14 protein-coding genes are annotated in these 17456 nt (G+C 69.7%); 6 read left to right on the forward strand and 8 right to left on the reverse strand.

The window, feature by feature from the left end; all coding sequences use genetic code 11:
* Positions 1-4: 4 nt before the first annotated feature.
* Together ACFU6I_RS13850 and ACFU6I_RS13855 are read right to left on the reverse strand one after the other, a co-directional pair.
* Positions 5-199, reverse strand: a complete 195-nt coding sequence (locus tag ACFU6I_RS13850; protein ID WP_384365132.1) for a hypothetical protein — start codon at positions 197-199, stop codon at positions 5-7.
* A 60-nt stretch (positions 200-259) separates the two neighbouring features.
* Positions 260-1261, reverse strand: a complete 1002-nt coding sequence (locus ACFU6I_RS13855; protein ID WP_384365135.1) for a PHP domain-containing protein — start codon at positions 1259-1261, stop codon at positions 260-262.
* A gap of 331 nt (positions 1262-1592) precedes the next feature.
* Between ACFU6I_RS13855 and ACFU6I_RS13860 the strand changes: the two genes are divergently transcribed.
* The gene (locus ACFU6I_RS13860) at positions 1593-2342 is read left to right on the forward strand and encodes a hypothetical protein (RefSeq protein WP_384365138.1); all 750 of its coding nucleotides are present in this window, start codon (positions 1593-1595) and stop codon (positions 2340-2342) included.
* A gap of 185 nt (positions 2343-2527) precedes the next feature.
* Here ACFU6I_RS13860 and ACFU6I_RS13865 read toward each other — a convergent pair whose 3' ends face one another.
* Positions 2528-4243: a CocE/NonD family hydrolase gene (locus ACFU6I_RS13865; protein ID WP_384365141.1), complete on the reverse strand. Its 1716-nt coding sequence runs from the start codon at positions 4241-4243 to the stop codon at positions 2528-2530.
* A 94-nt stretch (positions 4244-4337) separates the two neighbouring features.
* Between ACFU6I_RS13865 and ACFU6I_RS13870 the strand changes: the two genes are divergently transcribed.
* Positions 4338-5057, forward strand: a complete 720-nt coding sequence (locus tag ACFU6I_RS13870; RefSeq protein WP_384365295.1) for a TetR/AcrR family transcriptional regulator — start codon at positions 4338-4340, stop codon at positions 5055-5057.
* A gap of 108 nt (positions 5058-5165) precedes the next feature.
* Here the strand turns inward: ACFU6I_RS13870 and ACFU6I_RS13875 are convergent, their stop codons facing one another.
* Positions 5166-6860 (reverse strand): acetolactate synthase large subunit, encoded by a 1695-nt coding sequence (locus ACFU6I_RS13875; protein ID WP_384365144.1) that lies wholly within the window; start codon positions 6858-6860, stop codon positions 5166-5168.
* Positions 6861-7075: 215 nt separating this feature from the next.
* Between ACFU6I_RS13875 and ACFU6I_RS13880 the strand changes: the two genes are divergently transcribed.
* Positions 7076-7813 (forward strand): flavodoxin family protein, encoded by a 738-nt coding sequence (locus ACFU6I_RS13880; protein ID WP_384365147.1) that lies wholly within the window; start codon positions 7076-7078, stop codon positions 7811-7813.
* A gap of 279 nt (positions 7814-8092) precedes the next feature.
* Here the strand turns inward: ACFU6I_RS13880 and ACFU6I_RS13885 are convergent, their stop codons facing one another.
* Together ACFU6I_RS13885 and ACFU6I_RS13890 are read right to left on the reverse strand one after the other, a co-directional pair.
* Positions 8093-8419 carry a hypothetical protein gene (locus ACFU6I_RS13885; RefSeq protein ID WP_384365150.1) on the reverse strand — a complete coding sequence of 109 codons (327 nt, stop codon included), beginning with the start codon at positions 8417-8419 and terminating at the stop codon, positions 8093-8095.
* A 518-nt stretch (positions 8420-8937) separates the two neighbouring features.
* Positions 8938-9546 (reverse strand): TetR/AcrR family transcriptional regulator, encoded by a 609-nt coding sequence (locus ACFU6I_RS13890; protein ID WP_384365153.1) that lies wholly within the window; start codon positions 9544-9546, stop codon positions 8938-8940.
* A 117-nt stretch (positions 9547-9663) separates the two neighbouring features.
* On the opposite strand from ACFU6I_RS13890, the gene ACFU6I_RS13895 reads away from it, so the two are divergent.
* The gene (locus ACFU6I_RS13895; protein WP_384365156.1) at positions 9664-10434 is read left to right on the forward strand and encodes an SDR family NAD(P)-dependent oxidoreductase; all 771 of its coding nucleotides are present in this window, start codon (positions 9664-9666) and stop codon (positions 10432-10434) included.
* A gap of 299 nt (positions 10435-10733) precedes the next feature.
* Positions 10734-11600: a GyrI-like domain-containing protein gene (locus ACFU6I_RS13900; protein ID WP_384365159.1), complete on the forward strand. Its 867-nt coding sequence runs from the start codon at positions 10734-10736 to the stop codon at positions 11598-11600.
* A 349-nt stretch (positions 11601-11949) separates the two neighbouring features.
* Here ACFU6I_RS13900 and ACFU6I_RS13905 read toward each other — a convergent pair whose 3' ends face one another.
* Entirely contained in the window at positions 11950-12759 is an 810-nt protein-coding gene (locus tag ACFU6I_RS13905; protein WP_384365162.1) for an inositol monophosphatase family protein, read from the reverse strand.
* A 312-nt stretch (positions 12760-13071) separates the two neighbouring features.
* Here ACFU6I_RS13905 and asnB point away from each other — a divergent pair, with 312 nt between their 5' ends.
* Positions 13072-14925 (forward strand): asparagine synthase (glutamine-hydrolyzing), encoded by a 1854-nt coding sequence (asnB, locus tag ACFU6I_RS13910; RefSeq protein WP_384365165.1) that lies wholly within the window; start codon positions 13072-13074, stop codon positions 14923-14925.
* Positions 14926-15223: 298 nt separating this feature from the next.
* Here asnB and ACFU6I_RS13915 read toward each other — a convergent pair whose 3' ends face one another.
* The gene (locus ACFU6I_RS13915) at positions 15224-17347 is read right to left on the reverse strand and encodes a glycogen debranching N-terminal domain-containing protein (RefSeq protein WP_384365168.1); all 2124 of its coding nucleotides are present in this window, start codon (positions 17345-17347) and stop codon (positions 15224-15226) included.
* Positions 17348-17456: the final 109 nt, after the last annotated feature.

Consider the following 17456-nt stretch of genomic DNA (forward strand, 5'->3'; position numbering starts at 1 on the left):
GGGTTCAGAGCACCCCCCCCCAGCCGGGCGACGTCGACGGTGCGCAGTCCAGCTTCTCCGCCGAGAACCTCGCGGCGGGCGGTGTCGTGGCCGGCGGGAAGGTGCATGCCGACGGCTTGGACTTCACCTTCCTGCCGGGCTCGCCGGTGTCGAGGACAACGCCCTCGCCCATGGCCAGGTCGTTCCGCTGTCCGGCCACGCGTCACGTGTCGGACTGCTCATGACCGCGACGCTCGCCACGGACGGACCGGACTCGGCGTCATGACCAGGCCAGCAGTTCCTCCACCGGCCACGATGTGATGACCCGTTCGGCCGGCACACCGCACTCCTCCGCCCGGGCGCAGCCGAAGATCTGCCAGTCGAGCTGCCCCGGCGCGTGCGCGTCGGTGTCGATCGCGAACAGCACGCCTGCGTCGACGGCCCGCCGCAGCAGTCGTCGGGGCGGATCGAGCCGCTCCGGACGGCTGTTGATCTCCACCGCGGTGCCCGCCTCGGCACACGCGGCGAAGACCTCGTCCGCGTCGAACTCCGACTCCGGGCGTCCCCGGCCGGTGATCAGGCGGCCCGTGCAGTGCCCCAGTACGTTCGCCTGCGGATGGCGCACGGCCGCGACCAGCCGGCGCGTCATGGCCCGAGCGTCCATCCGCAGCTTGGAGTGCACGGACACGACCACTACGTCGAGCTGCTCCAGCAGTCGGTCCTCCTGGTCGAGGGAGCCGTCCGAAAGGATGTCGCACTCGATGCCGGTGAGCAGCCGGAACGGTGCCCACTGCTCGTTGAGTGCGGCCACGACCTCCAATTGGCGGCGCAGCCGTTCGGGTGACAGTCCGTTCGCCACGGTCAGCCGGGGCGAGTGGTCGGTGAGGACCGCCCACTCGTGCCCCAGCTCGATCGCCGTCCGTCCCATCTCCTCGATCGGACTTCCGCCGTCCGACCAGTCGGAGTGCAGATGACAGTCGCCACGCAGCAGGGCGAGCAGCGTTTCGCCCCCTTCCATGAGGGGATCCGCGGCGGCGGCCTCCAGCCGCTGGAGGTAGCCAGGGACTTCCCCGGCGAGCGCTTCACGCACCACCTGTGCCGTCTTCGGCCCGATGCCCCGGACCGACTCCAGCGACCCCGACGCCACTCGTTCCGCGATGTCGTGGCCGGTCATCGCCCCCACCGTGGCGGCGGCCCTACGGAACGCCTGGACGCGGTACGTAGCAGCCTGGTCGCGTTCCAGCAGGAAGGCAATCCGCCGCAGGGCATCGACCGGATCCATCGGCACCTCATTTCCGGCCCCGGCACGACGGGGCCGCGCCGCTGCTCCCCCCACGTTGGCACAGCCCGGCAGCAGGCGGCACCTTGTGCACGGACGGTGGCCCGAGTCCGGTGAGGTACGTGTCACGGGTGCGCATTCCGCCGAATTCGCCCCCTGGGCAGACCGATCACCGAGCGGGTCGGTGGGTCACAGGAACAGTGCCGCGGTCATGCGTCGGGCGATGATGTTCCCGCCGTGCCAGGCCACGACGAAGCCGGTATCGAGGCCACGTAGAGTAGGAATCTTCGGCCGGCGGAAGCCCTCTGGAGTACCTGAAGGACGTACGCCCCCGATGAATCGTGACGAGGCTCCCGCCCGACTCCGTCTCAGCGCTGCACTGGACGGCCTCGCCGTCACCTTCCGTGGCATGACCGCCCGTTCCGACGAATACAACTGCCCGTGTCACTGGGGCAGCGCGGAGGAACTCGCGCAGTTGAAAGTGCCGGGCCTGGAGTTGGATCCCGATCTCCTGCTTCGCACCTGGGATGCCCCGGACTGGACCGACCACGCGGCCGTGCTGCGTCGCATCCTGCCTCAGTTCGCCGCGGCACTTGTCCGTGGCCTCGTCGAACCACTCGGCATGGAGGAGGCCGGATGGTCATTCGCCCGAGGCCACTGGCAGCGGTGGCCTGTCGGGCAAGCCGCAGCGGTGCGGGAGTTCCTGCACGCCTGGTGGGCGCTCAGTCTCACCGACCCGGATCCCACCGTGCCGGCGTACGAGGTCCTGGTCCTGTGCGCCGAGGCGTCCGGCGAGCTCAGTCCCTGGCTCACCGTCTGGGCGGAACTGCGTCATCCCGTGGCCGACCAGAACCTGGCCGAGGCGGTATGGGAGTGGGAGTGCGACCTGCTGGGGGATCAACTCCCTTGGCACAGCCGTGAGAACAGGGATGAGATGTGCGCCGAGCTCGCCGCCTGGCTCATCCGCCACGCCCCTGACCGGCTGCGCGCCCACGGCGAATCCGAGGAATTGCTCCACCTGATACGGCTGCTCGGCCTCCCGGGCCCCGCCCGCTGGGAGGACCCGCACGCGCCCGGCTGCTGAGGCCCGGACCTGCGGCGCCGGTGACGCCGCGGCGCTGCGGACGACGCCCTCCCCGAACGCACGGACGCACCGGCGCCCGCCCGCGGCAGAACCCGTCGGAGGGCCACCAGGTGGTGGACGAGGACGTCGTGCGCCGGGTCCGTATTCCCTTCTTCATTCCCTTCTTCCCGCTGGCGCCCCGCTGTCTATGCGTCGGGCTGTTCACCGTCGAAGGGCTGCGCAGCCTGGGTGCTCCGGGGAAGCATCAGTTCTGAGTCCGCGTGGAGCGTGATGCGTACCGGTGCGAAGTCGATGGCGTCGACCGACGACTCCCCGGTGCCGGGATTGCGGGCATAGCGGGGATGGGCACCTCCGCTGATCTGCCAGCGGATACGGTGACCGGCGGCGAATCGGTGGGCGGTCGAACTCATCGGTACGGAAACCGTCGACGGCGTCTCCGCCACCGTCCGCAGCCGAGCCAGTCCGTCACAGACATTGACGGAACGGCCTTGTGCGTCCACGTCGCACAGTCGGGTGAAGACGTCGGCGTATCCGGTGTCCGTGGAGATGCTCAGCCGCGCGAGGACCGGGCCGAGCACGTCCACGGGCTCGGCCAGCGGCGGGCCGGTGAATGTCAGGACGTCCTCTCTGGCTTCCAGGATGCCGTTGTCGCGGGGTCCGGCGGTACGGGAGAGCAGAGGGCCTCCGACGGACGGAGTGGGGTCGGCCGGGTCGTAGCGGATGGACGTCAGCGGTGTGTTGTCCGTGGGGGCCTGCTGGGTGAGATACCCGTCCGGGGCGGGGAACCATGACGTCGCGGCCGGGGTCGGCGGCCAGTCGTCGAGGTCCCGCCACTCGCCGGCCCCACCGACGTACACACGCACTCCGGTGGGGCGCAGGCCGGAGGGGTCGGCGCACAGGTGCGCGCGCAGCCAGGCGAGGCTCTCGGCGAACACCTCGGGCCAGCCCTGTTGAAGTGCGGAGGTGTGTGTCCAGGGGCCGACGAGCAGCGCGGTCTCGCACCCGGCCCGACGCAGCCGGTCGTACTGCTCGAAGGTCTGGTCGGCCAGCGTGTCGTGCCATCCGGTGATCAGGCCGGTGGGCACGCTCAGCCGCTCCGCCGCTGCTCCCGGGGACGCGCCCAGCCAGTACGGGTCGTTGGCGTCAGGGTGCGTCATCACGTCGTCCAGCCAGGGCGCTTCACCCCCCAGGGCGGACACGTGGGCCCCGCGCAGTGGCTGCGCGGTGGTGATGGCGCGCAGTCGACGCTGCAGGCGCAGCGTCGCCCTCACGAAGGGGCCGATCCCCCGATGCTGGTAGGTCATGCCGACACCGACAGCGAGGGCGTTCTCCAGGCGGAGTGCACCGTCTGTGTGAAACAGGGTGTAGGGATCGTGCAGACCCACCTGCACCACCATCGCCTTCAGCTCCGGTGGTGGGTCAAGGGCGAGCGCCCACTGCACATATCCCAGGTAACTGGGGCCGACTGTGCCCAGTAGTCCGTTGAACCAGGACTGCTTTCGAAGCCAGGCCACCGTGGCCTGGCCGTCGTCCGCCTCGTTGCGCCACAGATCGAACCGGCCACCCGAGCCGCCGGTGCCGCGGCAGCTCTGCAGGACCACGTGGAAGCCCTGTTCGGCGAAGAGCATGCCGTACATGGGTGACCACGGCACACCCCTGCCGTACGGCGAGCGCACGACAAGGGTGGGGAAGTTCCCCTCTGCGCGCGGAAAGTAGTGATCCGTACGCAACGGGCTGCCGTCGGCGGCCGGGACCACCAAACCCGGCTCCCACCCGGCTTCGTGCCGCTTGGCCGGGAGATTGCGCCAGGTCGCCCTCATCATCCGCGCGGACAGCGGCGGCTTCCCCGAAGGCGGCGTCCAGGCCTGCCTCGGCAGGGCGTCGTGCGTGCGTGATGTCATCGTTGCCCTCCACTATTCTCGTACTACGTACGAGAATAGTGGAGGCTTGGATGGCTTCCATACGAGAGGCAGCGGCAAGGAAAGGAAAACGGAGATCGGTACCCCTGACGGCGGGTCCGGCGCCACGAGCGTCGACCCCCAAGAACTCTGGCTCGGCCCCACTCGCCCCCGCAGGGGGCGCAGGCCCACCTTCAGCCGCGAGGCGATCACAGCGGCAGCCGTCGCGCTCGCAGACGCGGAAGGGCTCGACGCGGTCACCATGCGACGGGTCGCCTCACAGGTCGGAGCCGGCGCCATGTCGCTCTACAGCTACGCCCCCGACAAGGAGACGCTGCTGGAACTGATGGTCGACCACGTCAGCGGCGAACTGCCGACGGCGGACGACCGCACCGGCGACTGGCGCACCGACCTGAAGGCCATCGCCCACCTCCAGCGCGCTCACATGCTCCGGCACCCCTGGCTGCCCACTGCCCTGTCGGCCCGCCGGACACCCGGCCCCAACACCCTGGCCTTCCTGGAACGCGCCCTTGCCGCCCTGCGGCCCACCGGGCTGGACGGCGCAGCGAAGCTGGAGGTCTTCGCCCAGCTCACGGGATTCGTAGCCGGGCACGTCGCCCACGAGATCGCGCAGGCCGCAGCCGCGGGATCACCCGACCGGGCCGCAGCCGAGGCCCGCTATCTGGCCGCTGTCGCCGCGGACGGTCACCATCCGGAGCTCGCCGAGGCCCTCGCCGCACCCGGACGCCCGCTCACCCCGGAAGCCACGTTCACCCGGTTCCTCAACCGCCTGGTCGACGGCCTCGACACCGACTGATCCGGAAGCCCTCCGAGAAGGAATCGTCGGCCGCGGCGCCGGGCACATGCGTACGCCCCCTGCACTACCTGCGCCTGTCCCGCGGAGCAGCGTCGTCGACACGTCGAGTCAGAACGGACCGTGGAGCGCGCCGAGCCGCTGGGTGAGCCGCAGATTCTCGGAGTAGTCGACGGGGCAGGCGATCACCGACACGCCGTCGTCGGCCAGCGCACGCTGCAGCACCGGCAGTAGCTGACCGGCCGTCTCGATGCGGTAGCCGTGGGCGCCGAAACTCTCGGCGTAGGCGACGAAGTCCGGATTGGTGAAGCGGGTGTGGCTGTGGCGTTCGAGTTCGAGCTCCATCTTCCAGGTGATCAGGCCGTACTCCTCGTCGACCAGCACGAGGACCACCAGCGGGATGTGTTCGCGAACGGCAGTCTCCAGCTCCTGGGAGTTCATCAGGAAAGAGCCGTCGCCCATCATGGCCAGTACGCGCTGCTCCGGACGGGCCAGTTTCGCGGCGATGGCGCCGGGCAGCGCGAAGCCCATGGTGGACAGTCCGTTGGAGACCAGGCAGGTGTCCGGCTCGTACGCCGGATACAGGCGGGCCATCCACATCTTTCCGGCGCCGGTGTCGGCGAGCACGATGTCGTCGCGCCCCAGTGCCGCTCGCACGTCGGCGACCACGCGCTGCGGCACGAGCGGGCATGCGTCGCTCCGTCGTCCGTACGCCAGCTCCTCGTTGAGCAGGGCCCGGATGCACGCACCGGTTCCTGACTCGTAGTCGAGGCCGTCCGGCAGCGCGGCCGCCAGTGCGTCCAGCGCCTGCGAAAGATCGCCCTCGACGCCGACCGTGACCGGGTAGTGCGCATCCACCTCGGCGGGAAACCGGTGCAGGTGCACGATGCGCTTGTCACCGTCCGGATTGATCTTCACCGGGTCGAACTCCTGGACTTCGTAGCCGACGCAGATGAGGACGTCTGCGGTGTCGAAGCCGAAGTTGGAATAGTCGTGGCGCATGAAGCCGACCGCACCGAGCGCGTTCGGGTGGTCGTCGGGGAAGACGCCCTTCCCGTGGAAGGTGGTCGCCACCGGCACGTTCAACCGCTCGGCAAAACGCATGAGAGCCTGTGCCGCCTTGCCCCTCGCTGCGCCGTGGCCGGCCAGCACGACCGGTCGGCGCGCCGTCGCGAGAACCTCCGCCGCCCGGGCGATCTGGGAGGGCGACGGCGCGTCGGCATGGACCGTGTCGACCTGCAGGGGATTGAACGGCTTGGTGATTCGTGAGGCTTCGATGTCCTCGGGGACCGCTACGAAGACCGCTCCCGGACGCTCACTCTGCGCGGTCTTGAATGCCTTTCGTACCATCTCGGGCACCGCGACAGGCCTGTCCACGCAAGCGGACCACTGGGTGACCGGCGCGAACATCGACACCAGATCGATGACCTGATGGGACTCCTTGTGCACCCGGTCCAGCGATCCCTGCGCGGCAAGAGCCACGAACGGTGTGCTGTTGGTCGTCGCGTCCGCGGCACCCAGCAGGAGATTGATCGCACCGGGCCCCAGCGTGGCCGAGCACACCCCGGCCCGCCCGGTCAGGCGTCCGTAGATCTCGGCCATGAACGAGGCGCCCTGCTCGTGACGGACCAGGACGTATCGGATGCGCGAGCCGTCCAGGGCATCGACGAAACGGATATTCTCTTCGCCCGGGATCCCGAAGACGTACTCCACGCCCTCGGCCTCCAGGCAGCGGACCATCAGGTTCGCGACGTCCTCGGTCCTCGTCCCGGAGCTCGGCGGACCGGAGGTGGGGTGGGCGGCCATGGGTCGAACGTATGCACATGCGGCAGGGCGAACCACGCACCAACCCCCGGTCGAGTGAAGAGCACCTCCCTCAAGGGCCGGCCTGCCGGGTGCTCGGCTGTCGGAGTGATCGGCGGTGTGCGGCTGTGCCGTATCGGTCGTAGCCGGATCCCTGCCAGCACGATGGTCGGTGTGGCGCCGCCGCGACGGCATGGCGGCGGAAGCCAGGAGGATCTGTGACCACCCAGTCGCCCAGTGCCGACTCGTCGCCCGCTCGCTACGACAACCTGCGCGCCGTCGTCATCAACTGCACGCTCAAACGCTCACCCGAGATCAGCAACACACAGGGGCTGATCGACAGGAGCCGGGCCGTGATGGAGGCGCAGGGCGTAGGCGTCGACATCGTACGGGCTGTCGACCACGACATCGCGACCGGCGTATGGCCGGACATGACGGAACACGGCTGGGCCAGTGACGAGTGGCCCGCACTGTACGACCAGGTGATGGCGGCCGACATCCTCGTGCTGGCCGGACCCATCTGGCTGGGAGACAACTCGTCCGTCATGAAGAAGGTGATCGAGCGGCTCTATGCCTGTTCCAGCCTGCTCAACGAGAAGGGTCAGTACGCCTACTACGGCAGGGCGGCCGGCTGCCTGATCACCGGCAATGAGGACGGCGTGAAGCACTGCGCGATGAATGTGCTCTACAGCCTCCAGCACCTCGGGTACACCATCCCGCCGCAGGCCGACGCGGGCTGGATCGGGGAGGCGGGCCCAGGACCGTCGTATCTCGATGCCGGATCCGGTGGACCCGACAACGAGTTCACCAACCGCAACACCACCTTCATGACGTGGAACCTGATGCACCTGGCGGCCATGCTCAAGCGGGCGGGCGGGATTCCGGCGCACGGCAACCAACGATCCGAATGGGACGCGGGCTGCCGCTTCGACTTCCCGAACCCGGAACACCGCTGAAGCCGGAAGCCGGAACGTCGATGAAGGCAGCTCTGCTCCTGGTCCGGCAACCGCATCACCGGTGCCCTGATCGGAGCCGCCGCCGTGGCCCTCCTCCTGTGTCTGCTGCCCCCGGCGGTGCTTCCGGTCGCGGGAACCGCCGCCCAACTCCTCGACACCGCAGCGCGCGTCGTCCACGGCGAGAAGGCCGCCCCGGAGCGTACCCCCCGCGAACTCACCGCTGCGGCCAGATCTCGGCAGGCACCGGCGCCACCCACACCTGAGCCTGCCCGTGGCCGGTCAGCGAGACAGATCGGCGTCGGCGGCCTCCTTCAGTGCCCGCCGCAGCCCCTCCAGCGGCGGTACCCCGGACAGGCCCTGCGGGCTCCGGTAGACCCGGCAGGCCAGCCCCGGCTCCCGCCCCTCTTCCGCGAACGGATCGCGCCCGTTGACCAGTACGGTCGGCGAACCGGTGAATCCGGCCCGCTCCGCCTCCGCCCGGGTCGTGACGGTCCGGGTGACGAACCTGGTGTCGCCCAGGCCGACGTCGTCGAGCGCGCGGCGCAGCTGCTCGGTGGCGGGTATCTCGTTCGGGCAGTCCGGTACGACCAGGATCTCGATCTCCATGTCTCCAGGATCGCGCGCCGCACCGACAACCCCTCACGCAGGGTCTCGAAAATGTCATCGGCTGCACCGGCGCGCGCCGCCATGGGCGGGCCCGCAAGGGCGAGGACCATCCCGGCCGCACGGTGGGCGAACGCCGCGGTCGGCGTGATGGCGGTTCACAGCACGTCGGCCAGGGCGGAGGAGGTGAGGCTGCCAAGCATGTGGACGGCGGCAAGCAGGCCGAACGCGGAGCCGTGCAGATCCTGGGGCAAGGGCTGCACCGGCGGCATGCTGGGCTGCACCCACCGGAGACGGGCCGCAGAGCTGTGCGGTTCAGCACGGCGCATCGATACCCGTACGTCGACTGGCCCACCGTCTGCCGCCCCTTTGGAGTCGATCACTCAGCCGGCGTGCACCGGGCAGGGCACCGTGACGCCGCGGTCCGCTCCTGGGCACGGCGACGGGGACAGGATGCGTACGGAATCCCCGAGCACTGTCCACACCGTCGGCCGACATTCCCGGCAGGCACAGATGTGGGGTCAGATCGCAGCGGTCGCGGCGTTGCGCAGCGCCGTGATCCCCTCGTCGAGGGCCGCATGGAGATGGCTGGAGCGACCGGTCGACAGCAGGATCGACACCCCTCCCTGGATGCCCGCCAGCAGCGCCGCTGCGCTCCGGTCGGCATCGAGCGAGACAGGCACGTGTCCTGCGGTTTGCATAGCCCGGATCCCCGTCGCCAGGTGCTCCTGCCACTGGCGCAGCAACTCGATCACGATCGCCCGAGCCCCCGGGGTGTTGCGGCCGATCTGCAGGAACAGCGAACCGAGCGGGCACTGGTCGCCCTGTTCCTCGTAGCGCGCAATGACCGTGTCGCGCCACCGGTACCAGGCATCCCACGAGTCCAGGCACCCGAGGTGGGGTTGCTGGTCGTCGAGTACCTGGTCGGCCTCGAACTGCGCGACTGCGAGCAGCAGTTCGTCCTTGCCGCCGGGAAAGTAGTGGAACAGCTGGCTCTTGCTCGTACGGGTGCGCGCAAGGACATCGTCCAGTGTCGCCACCGCGACACCCTTCTCCCGCAGCACCGCGACAGCCCCCTGGACAATCCGGCCACGCGTCGCTTGCCCCTTGGCGGTCAGCGATCCGCGCATCCCCGCTCCTCCCGCTGGACCAGTCCATCCAACGTAGCAAAATTGGACTTGCAGGTCCATTTTTTGGCAGCAACCATCGGTCCCACAAGCCCTGCGAGAATTGGAGCCGATCGCATCATGAGCAACCGCCTGCAGAACAAGACCGCCCTGGTAACCGGCGCCACCAGCAACATCGGCCGCGCGATCGCCCTGGCCTTCGCCGCTGAAGGAGCACACGTCGCGGTGTCCGGCCGCAGTCAGGAGCGCGGCGAAGAAGTCGTCGCCGCGATCCGCACCGCAGGCGGCAAGGCGGACTTCCTGCCCTCGGATCTCGACGGCAGCGCGCCCGCCTCCCGCGCCCTCGCCGACGAAGCCGCCCGTGCGCTGGGCGGTCGCATCGACATCCTGGTCAACAACGCCGGCATCTACCCGAGCCCTGCCACGCCCGACACCGACGAAGAGACGTTCGACCTGATCTATGCGGTCAATGTCAAAGCGCCGTTCTTCCTGACCGCCGCGGTGGTCCCCGCGATGATCGAGGCCGGCGGCGGCGCGGTGATCAACCTGGGCTCGTGGATCGCCCGGCTCGGTATCCCGATCGGCGCCGTCTACAGTTCCTCCAAGGGAGCGATGGAAGCCCTCACCCGTTCCTGGGCTGCTGAGTTCGGCCCCCGCGGCATCCGCGTCAACGCCATCTCCCCCGGCGTGGTCCACACGCCGGAGCCGGCCGGGACCGGGGCCCACCCCGGCGACATCATGATGAAGGGCACCCCGGCCGGCACCTTCGGACTTCCGGACGCGATCGCCAACGCGGCGGTCTACCTCGCCTCCGACGAGGCAAACTTCGTGCACGGCACCGTCCTCGACGTGGACGGCGGCCGCACCGGCGTCGCCGTCATCGCCCAATAGCCCGATCTCGAAGAGGCTTCACGGGCCACGGAATCAGCCGCGTGACGCGGCGGCCGCATCGAGCGCCTTGCCGCGTGACCACGGCATGGATGCTCGGGGATCCATGGGTTCCGCGCGATCCCGTCGGAACGTCGGGGAGACCTTCAGCAGCTCACACGCCCGTCCGGACATGGTGAAGGCCCTGCTTCGCCGTCCCGCTGAACGGGTGCACCGCCGACCCGACCGCTTCGGGCACAGGATGTCGGGTCCGGCAGGGTGGGCCTCTCTAACGTGAGTGGTCGAAAGGGAAGGAGACGGGGGTGCTGGAGCAGCTCAACCAGGCCATGGAGCACATCGAGTCGCATCTCGACCAGCCGATCGACGTGGCCGATCTCGCGCACATCGCAGTGACGTCGGAGTACCACTTCCGCCGACTCTTCTCCGCGTTGGCAGGCATCCCGCTGTCGGAGTACATCCGCCGCAGGCGGCTGACCGTGGCGGGTGCCGAGGTGCTCGCCGATGAGCGGACACTGCTGGAGGTCGCTGTGCGCTACGGCTACAGCTCGGGAGAAGCCTTTGCGCGTGCGTTCCGATCCGTACACGGTGTGGGTCCGGGCGAGGCCCGGCGCACCGGTGCGGCTCTGCACTCCCAGCCACGGATGTCCTTCCGCCTCATCGTTGAAGGGAGCAGCAGCATGCGATACAGGATCGTGGAGAAGGAGGAGTTCCGTGTGGTCGGCAAGAAGGCCCGCGTCCCGCTCGTCCATGAGGGGATCAACTCGGCGATCGCCGACTTCATCCGGGGCATCGACCCCGGGACGCTACGGCGTATCACGGCGCTGTCCGACCAGGAGCCCGAGGGGATCGTCGGGGCGAGCGACCAGCTCGACCCGAGCCGGGCCGAGGGGAGCGAACTCGACTACTACCACGGCGTGGTGACGCACGCCGAGGCGCCCGAGGATATGGACGCGCTTGCTGTTCCGGCAGGGATGTGGGCCGTCTTCGAGAACTCCGGCCCGTTCCCACAGGCGCTGCAGTACCTGTGGCGGGATGTGTTCACGCAGTGGTTCCCGTCGAATCCGTACCTGAGCAGGCAGGGGCCCGAGATCCTGCGCGTCCGTCCGACACAGGACGGGGAGCAGGCGGACGCAGAGTTGTGGATTCCCGTGGAGCGATCCGCCGCCTGAGCGAGCACCACTCGGCGGCCCGGGACCGGTCCCGGGCCGTCTCGAGCGGGGAAAACAGCGCGCCGACCAGGGCGTTGACCGCCAGGAAGTCCTTCGCCGGGTCCGGAAGGAACGCCGGGACGCTTGTGTACCCGTCAAGGAGCTGCCTCAGCGCCACACCGACGTTGCCCTCGCAGGTGCCGGTCGCCGTCCTGCACCGTGCCCGGCGGCCGGCGCCGACGAGCGGGCGGTCCAACCCGATGGCGCTCCTTGCATCTCCCCACGCGCCGCCCAGGCGTGGGCCCTGGCTGCTCACCCCGGCCCCCACCCCCGCGGAGCGCGGCGTCGAGGCGGGCACGAGGGCGACCCGTCAGGTGCGGTTCTCCCTTCGGTCGCCGATCACCGACATCAGCAGCCCGTGGGTTTCGGCGTCGGCCGCCACGACAAGTCCGCGGCCTCCCTGCCCGATCCGGGCGCCGTCGATCCCGGTGACGACGCAACCGGCGGCCCGGCACAGAGCGATGCCGGCGGCGAAATGCACACTCTCGGACAGGTCGCCGCCATCGGTGACGTACGCGGCACGCTTGCCGGCGGCGACCCAGGCCAGCGCCAGCGTCGTGGACACGACCCGCGGCCGGAACCGCTCGGTGAACCCCGGGTGGGCCAACAGGTCCACGGCCCGGAAGCCAGGTGCGTTCGGGAACGGCGGATCCAGGTTGACGTCAACCAGTTGGGTGGCGGACGTGGGCACCAGCTGCGCATCGGCCCCGTTGTGCCGTACCCGGGCGGTCTCACCGTCGGTGAAGAAGACCTCGCCGCTGAACGGGTCGGCCACCGCCGCCGCCCCGTCGCGCAGCGCCACGTTGACGGCCACCAGCATGTTGCCGACGGCGTAGTTCAGCGTGCCGCACAAGGGGTCCACCAGCCACTGGCGCACAGCGTCGGCGGTACCCTGCTGCCCGCCCTCCTCGCCGAGCACAGCGTCCTCGGGCCGAGCGGCACGGATGACGCCGAGGATCGTCCTCTCGGCCTCGAGATCGGCGGCGGTGGCGAAGTCCCCTGCGCCCTTGTCGATGCGGGTGAGCTGCCGGCCGTACATGGTGCGCACCACGTCGGCGCCGGCATGTGCCGCAGCTATCGCAACCCCGGCATCGTCAAGGCTCGCGTATGAGTTGATCATGCCGTGGATGATATCGGTGGCATTTCCACCGGGAGCAGAAATTCGCTGTCGGCGACATGCATACCGCGGTGCAGCAAGGTGCGGTAGCGGTCGTCGTGCGCCCGCCAGGGATGACGGGACAGCCCTTGAGCCGTCGCCCGGACGTACAGGTCCGTAGGCACAGCGTTCTGCGGGTGTTCCCTGCGACCTGCGAGCAGGTCGACACGGCCACGGAGAGGCCGGCTTCGGTCACCCGTTATATCCGCTTCATCCCTATAGTCGGCAAGGTGCGCATCCTCTGGATGCTTTCTCCACGACAAGGAGGGCCACCCCATGTGCGGCATCTCCGGCTGGGTGTCCTACCGGCGCGACCTGCGGCAGGAACGATCCACCGCCGAAGCCATGAACGTCACGATGGCCTGCCGCGGACCGGATGCACACGGCCTGTGGCTCGACAGACACGCGGCGCTGGGCCATCGCCGACTCGCCATCATCGACCTGCCCGGTGGTGTCCAGCCGATGACGGAGCGCACGCCGGACGGCGATGTCGTGCTGCTCTACTCGGGAGAGGCCTACAACTACAAGGAACTGCGCGACGAACTACGTCGAAACGGCCGGCATTTCCGCACCGACAGCGACACCGAGGTCGTACTGCGCGGCTACCTGGAATGGGACACCGACCTCCCCGAGCGACTGAACGGCATGTTCGCGTTCGCGATCTGGGACGGCCGCACCGAGCGGCTGCACCTGATGCGCGACCGGATGGGCATCAAACCGCTGTACTACTTCCCCACAGAGGACGGCGTGCTCTTCGGCTCCGAGCCGAAGGCCATCCTGGCGAACCCGATGGTGCCCCGCGAGGTGGATCTGGAGGGTTTGCGCGAACTGTTCTCGATGGCCAAGACCCCAGGTCACGCGATCTGGAGAGGGATGCGGGAGGTGGAGCCGGGCACGCTGGTGACCGTCGACCGCTCCGGCCTGCGCACCCGCCCCTACTGGCAGCTGCGCTCCGTCGCACACACCGACAGCCGCGACGACACCGTCGCGCGGGTACGCGAGCTGCTCGACGACATCGTCCGCCGCCAGCTGGTCTCCGACGTGCCGCGGTGCATCCTGCTGTCGGGCGGGCTCGACTCCAGCGCGGTCACCGCGCTGGCAGCCGAACAGCTGCGCGGCAAGGAGACCGTGCGCAGCTTCGCCGTCGACTTCGTCGGCCAGAGCGAGAATTTCGTCCCCGACGATCTGCGGGCCACGCCGGACACTCCCTATGTGCACGAAGTCGCCAGGCATGTCGGAACCGACCACCAGGACATCGTCCTCGCCCCCGAGGGACTGGCGGATCCGAGCGTGCGCGCCGCAGCCGTGCGGTCGCGGGACCTGCCCCTGGGGCTGGGCGACATGGACCAGTCGCTGCTCCTGCTGTTCCGGGCCATCCGCGAGCACTCCACCGTGGCACTGTCCGGTGAGTCCGCGGACGAGGTCTTCGGCGGCTACGCATGGTTCCACGATCCCGCCGCACGAGATGCCGGCACCTTCCCCTGGCTGGCGACCCTGGAGCGTCAGCACGGCCGCGGCAGCAGTTCGGTGCTCGAGCCCGGGCTGCGCGAACGTCTGGACCTGGAAGGCTACGTGGCCCAGCGCTACGAAGAGGCCATGGCGCAGGTGCCGCGCCTGGACGGGGAACGCGATCCGCTGGAGCGTCGGATGCGGGAGGTGTGCTATCTGCACCTCACCCGCTTTGTGCGGGTACTGCTGGACCGCAAGGACCGGCTGAGCATGGCCACCGGTCTGGAGGTGCGCGTTCCGTTCTGCGACCACCGTCTGGTCGAGTACGTCTTCAACACCCCTTGGTCGATGAAGACGTTCGACGGCCGGGAGAAGAGTCTGCTGCGGGCGGCCACCGCGGACCTGTTGCCGCGTTCGGTTCTGGAGCGGGTCAAGAGCCCGTACCCCTCGACCCAGGACCCGGCCTACGTCGTGGAGCTGCAGACCCAGGTCCGCGACGTGCTGTCGGCAGGCAACAGTCCCGCTCTCGACCTGCTGGACCGCGGCCGGCTGCAGGAGATCATTGCCACCGGGCCCGGCCAGGTCGGCACCGCGGACCGCACCGGTCTGGAGCGGACCCTGGACCTGGCCGTCTGGTTCGAACTGGAACGGCCTACGCTCACGCTCGGCACCGGCGACTGAGACAGCCCCCACCGGGTGCGCGGCAAGGCGGGGTCCATGGCCGGCGACGGCGAAGCGGCCCACAGTGCCGGACGGGCGTCGGCACGAGAGGGTGGTGTACGAGCCGGGGTTCTTGCGTTGCCACAGTACCGGGGAGGGTCTGCGCGTCCAGGGCGCATGTGCCACGCCCTGGACGGCCGCCGGCCGGTGCTCCGGGTGCCGGCCGCGGCCCCCGTCACGGCCTCGGCCGCCCTACCCGAGACAGGACCTGACCCCGGCCCAGGGGACCCTGCCTCGGATCGGGTACCGCCGCTCCGGGTCAACGGGGTGTCGTGTGCTGCCTCCTCACCACCAGGCCCTTCGGCGCCTCGATGTGTGCCGTGCCGTCGGCGTCGACGGAGATGTCCAGCCGGCCGTCCGCGACAGCGAGCCCCTCGACCTTCAGCGGCCGGTAGGCCTCCGCGAAGCCGGGCGCGACCGTGAGTGTTCCGCCGGGGACATCGGCTGAGAGACCCAGCACCGACTGGAGGATCATGACGGACGAGGCCGCCGCCCAGGCCTGCGGGCGGCAGGACGCCGGGTAGGGCGAGGGCCGGGTGTCGGTCGCCGCTCCATGACCGGCGAACAGTTCGGGAAGCCGCGCGTCGAAGGCCGCCGATGCGGTCAGCAGTCCCTCGGACAGGGACGCGGCTGCGTCCGGGAAGCCGGCCCTGACCAGGCCGTGCACCGCGATCGCTGTGTCGTGCGGCCAGATGGAACCGATGTGATAGCCGTACGGGTTGTAGGCCACGGCGTGGCTGCTCATGGTTCGCAGGCCATGGCCGGAGTCGAGGTCGGGAGCGCTGAGCCTGGCGGCCAGCAGGGCGCTCTCCTCGTGGTCGAGCAGGCCCGTGCCCAGCAGGTGGCCGAAGCCCGAGGTGACCGAGTCCACCGGCTTCCTCTCCCCGTCGAGCGCCACGGCCGGGTACGGTCCGCGCTCGTCCTCCACCCAGAAGTGCCTGCGGAAACGGTCACGCAACCGCTCGGCCCACTCCTCCCACCGGTCTGCGCCGGGGCGATCGAAGGCGCGCAGCAGTTCCGCGCCGCCGCGGGCCGCCTCGTAGGCGTACGCCTGGACCTCGCACAGCGCGATCGGGGAGGTGGCGAGGCGGCCGTCGCGGTACTGGATGGAGTCGCCCGAGTCCTTCCAGCCCTGATTGGCCAGGCCGCGACCGGTGTGGTCGATGTACTTCAGAAAGCCGTCCCCGTCCGCGTCGCCGTGGTCGCGCATCCAGGCGAGGGCGGACTCCGCGTGCGGCAGGAGCTGTTCGACCTGCTCGGGCGCGAGGCCCCAGCGCCAGGAGTCGTGCAGCAGGGTGATCCAGAGCGGGGTGGCGTCGACCGTGCCGTAGTAGCAGGGCGGCAGGGAGAAGTTGTCGTTGAAGTTCTGGGTGGCGCGGCGCACTTCGTGCAGGATCTTGCCGGGCTGCTCCTCGGTGTGCCGGTCGGACTTCGTGCCCTGCCGGCGGGCGAGTGTGCGCAGCGTACCGGCGGCGAGACCGGTGCCCAGCGGCAGCAGCATGCGGGCCGCCCACAGGGCGTCACGGCCGAAGAGGGTGAGGAACCACGGGGCCCCGGCGGCCAGGAACTGGTCGGCGGGATCGAACGGGTCGGTCAGCCGCAGCCGGTCGAGGTCGGCGGCCGACTGACTCAGCCAGTGGTCGAAGCGCCGGTCGGCGCTGCGCAGTACCGGTGTGCGCCAGGGCAGGCTGTCGGCCGGGGGCGCGGGGAACTGGTCGCCGTCCTCATGAGCCGCGTCGCAGTGCAGTTCAGCGGTCCATGCCGAGCCGGGAGCGAGTTCGATGTCGTAGGCCAGCGTTCCGGCGGCCGGGTCGACGGCGGCAGGCCGCGGGTAGCCGGTGAGTCGTACCGCGAAGGTGTCCCTCGACCAACCGAGCCCGCTCTCCGTGACGTTGGCGACGACCGGGCGCGCGGCGCGTCCGGACTTGACGCCCTCGATCGGGGCGAGGTCCGTGCCGGCGGTGACGACCAGCCGGACACGGACATGTTGCCGCCCGGCGTTGGCGACTTCGAGGGTCTCCTCCAGATGCCCGGGGGTGACGTGGCGGCGCCGGTGCAGGGTGACGGCCGGATCGGGCGTCTCCTCGCCCAGGCCGCGCAGCACACTGCGAAAGGCCGCCCGGTCCGCCCCCTCGAAGGCTCCTCGAACCGGGGCGATCGCGACTCCGTCGGCCGCGACGGTCAGCCGGGCAAGGGCTCTGCTGTCGCCGTGGTAGAAGCCGTCGGCGGCACCGTCGATCTGTCCGTCCGCGTGGGAGATCGCGAAGCTCGGGGCGTACAGCGTCACACAGGCGTCATGCAGGAACGGCTGGAGGCCTTCGACCGCCGGGCCGACCCCCGTGTCGGAGTTCGTCATGTCGTGGGTCTTGACAGTGGTGTCCAACAGAGCAGAACCTCTCAGGCATTGGAGCGTTCCAAGAACCCTAACGACGACTTCAGTGCGTTGACAACGGTTTTGGAACGCTCCAATGAACTCGCCCGCTCGTACGACC

It is taken from the genome of Streptomyces sp. NPDC057486 (genome assembly GCF_042802415.1).
GTDB classification, from domain to species: domain Bacteria; phylum Actinomycetota; class Actinomycetes; order Streptomycetales; family Streptomycetaceae; genus Streptomyces; species Streptomyces yanii.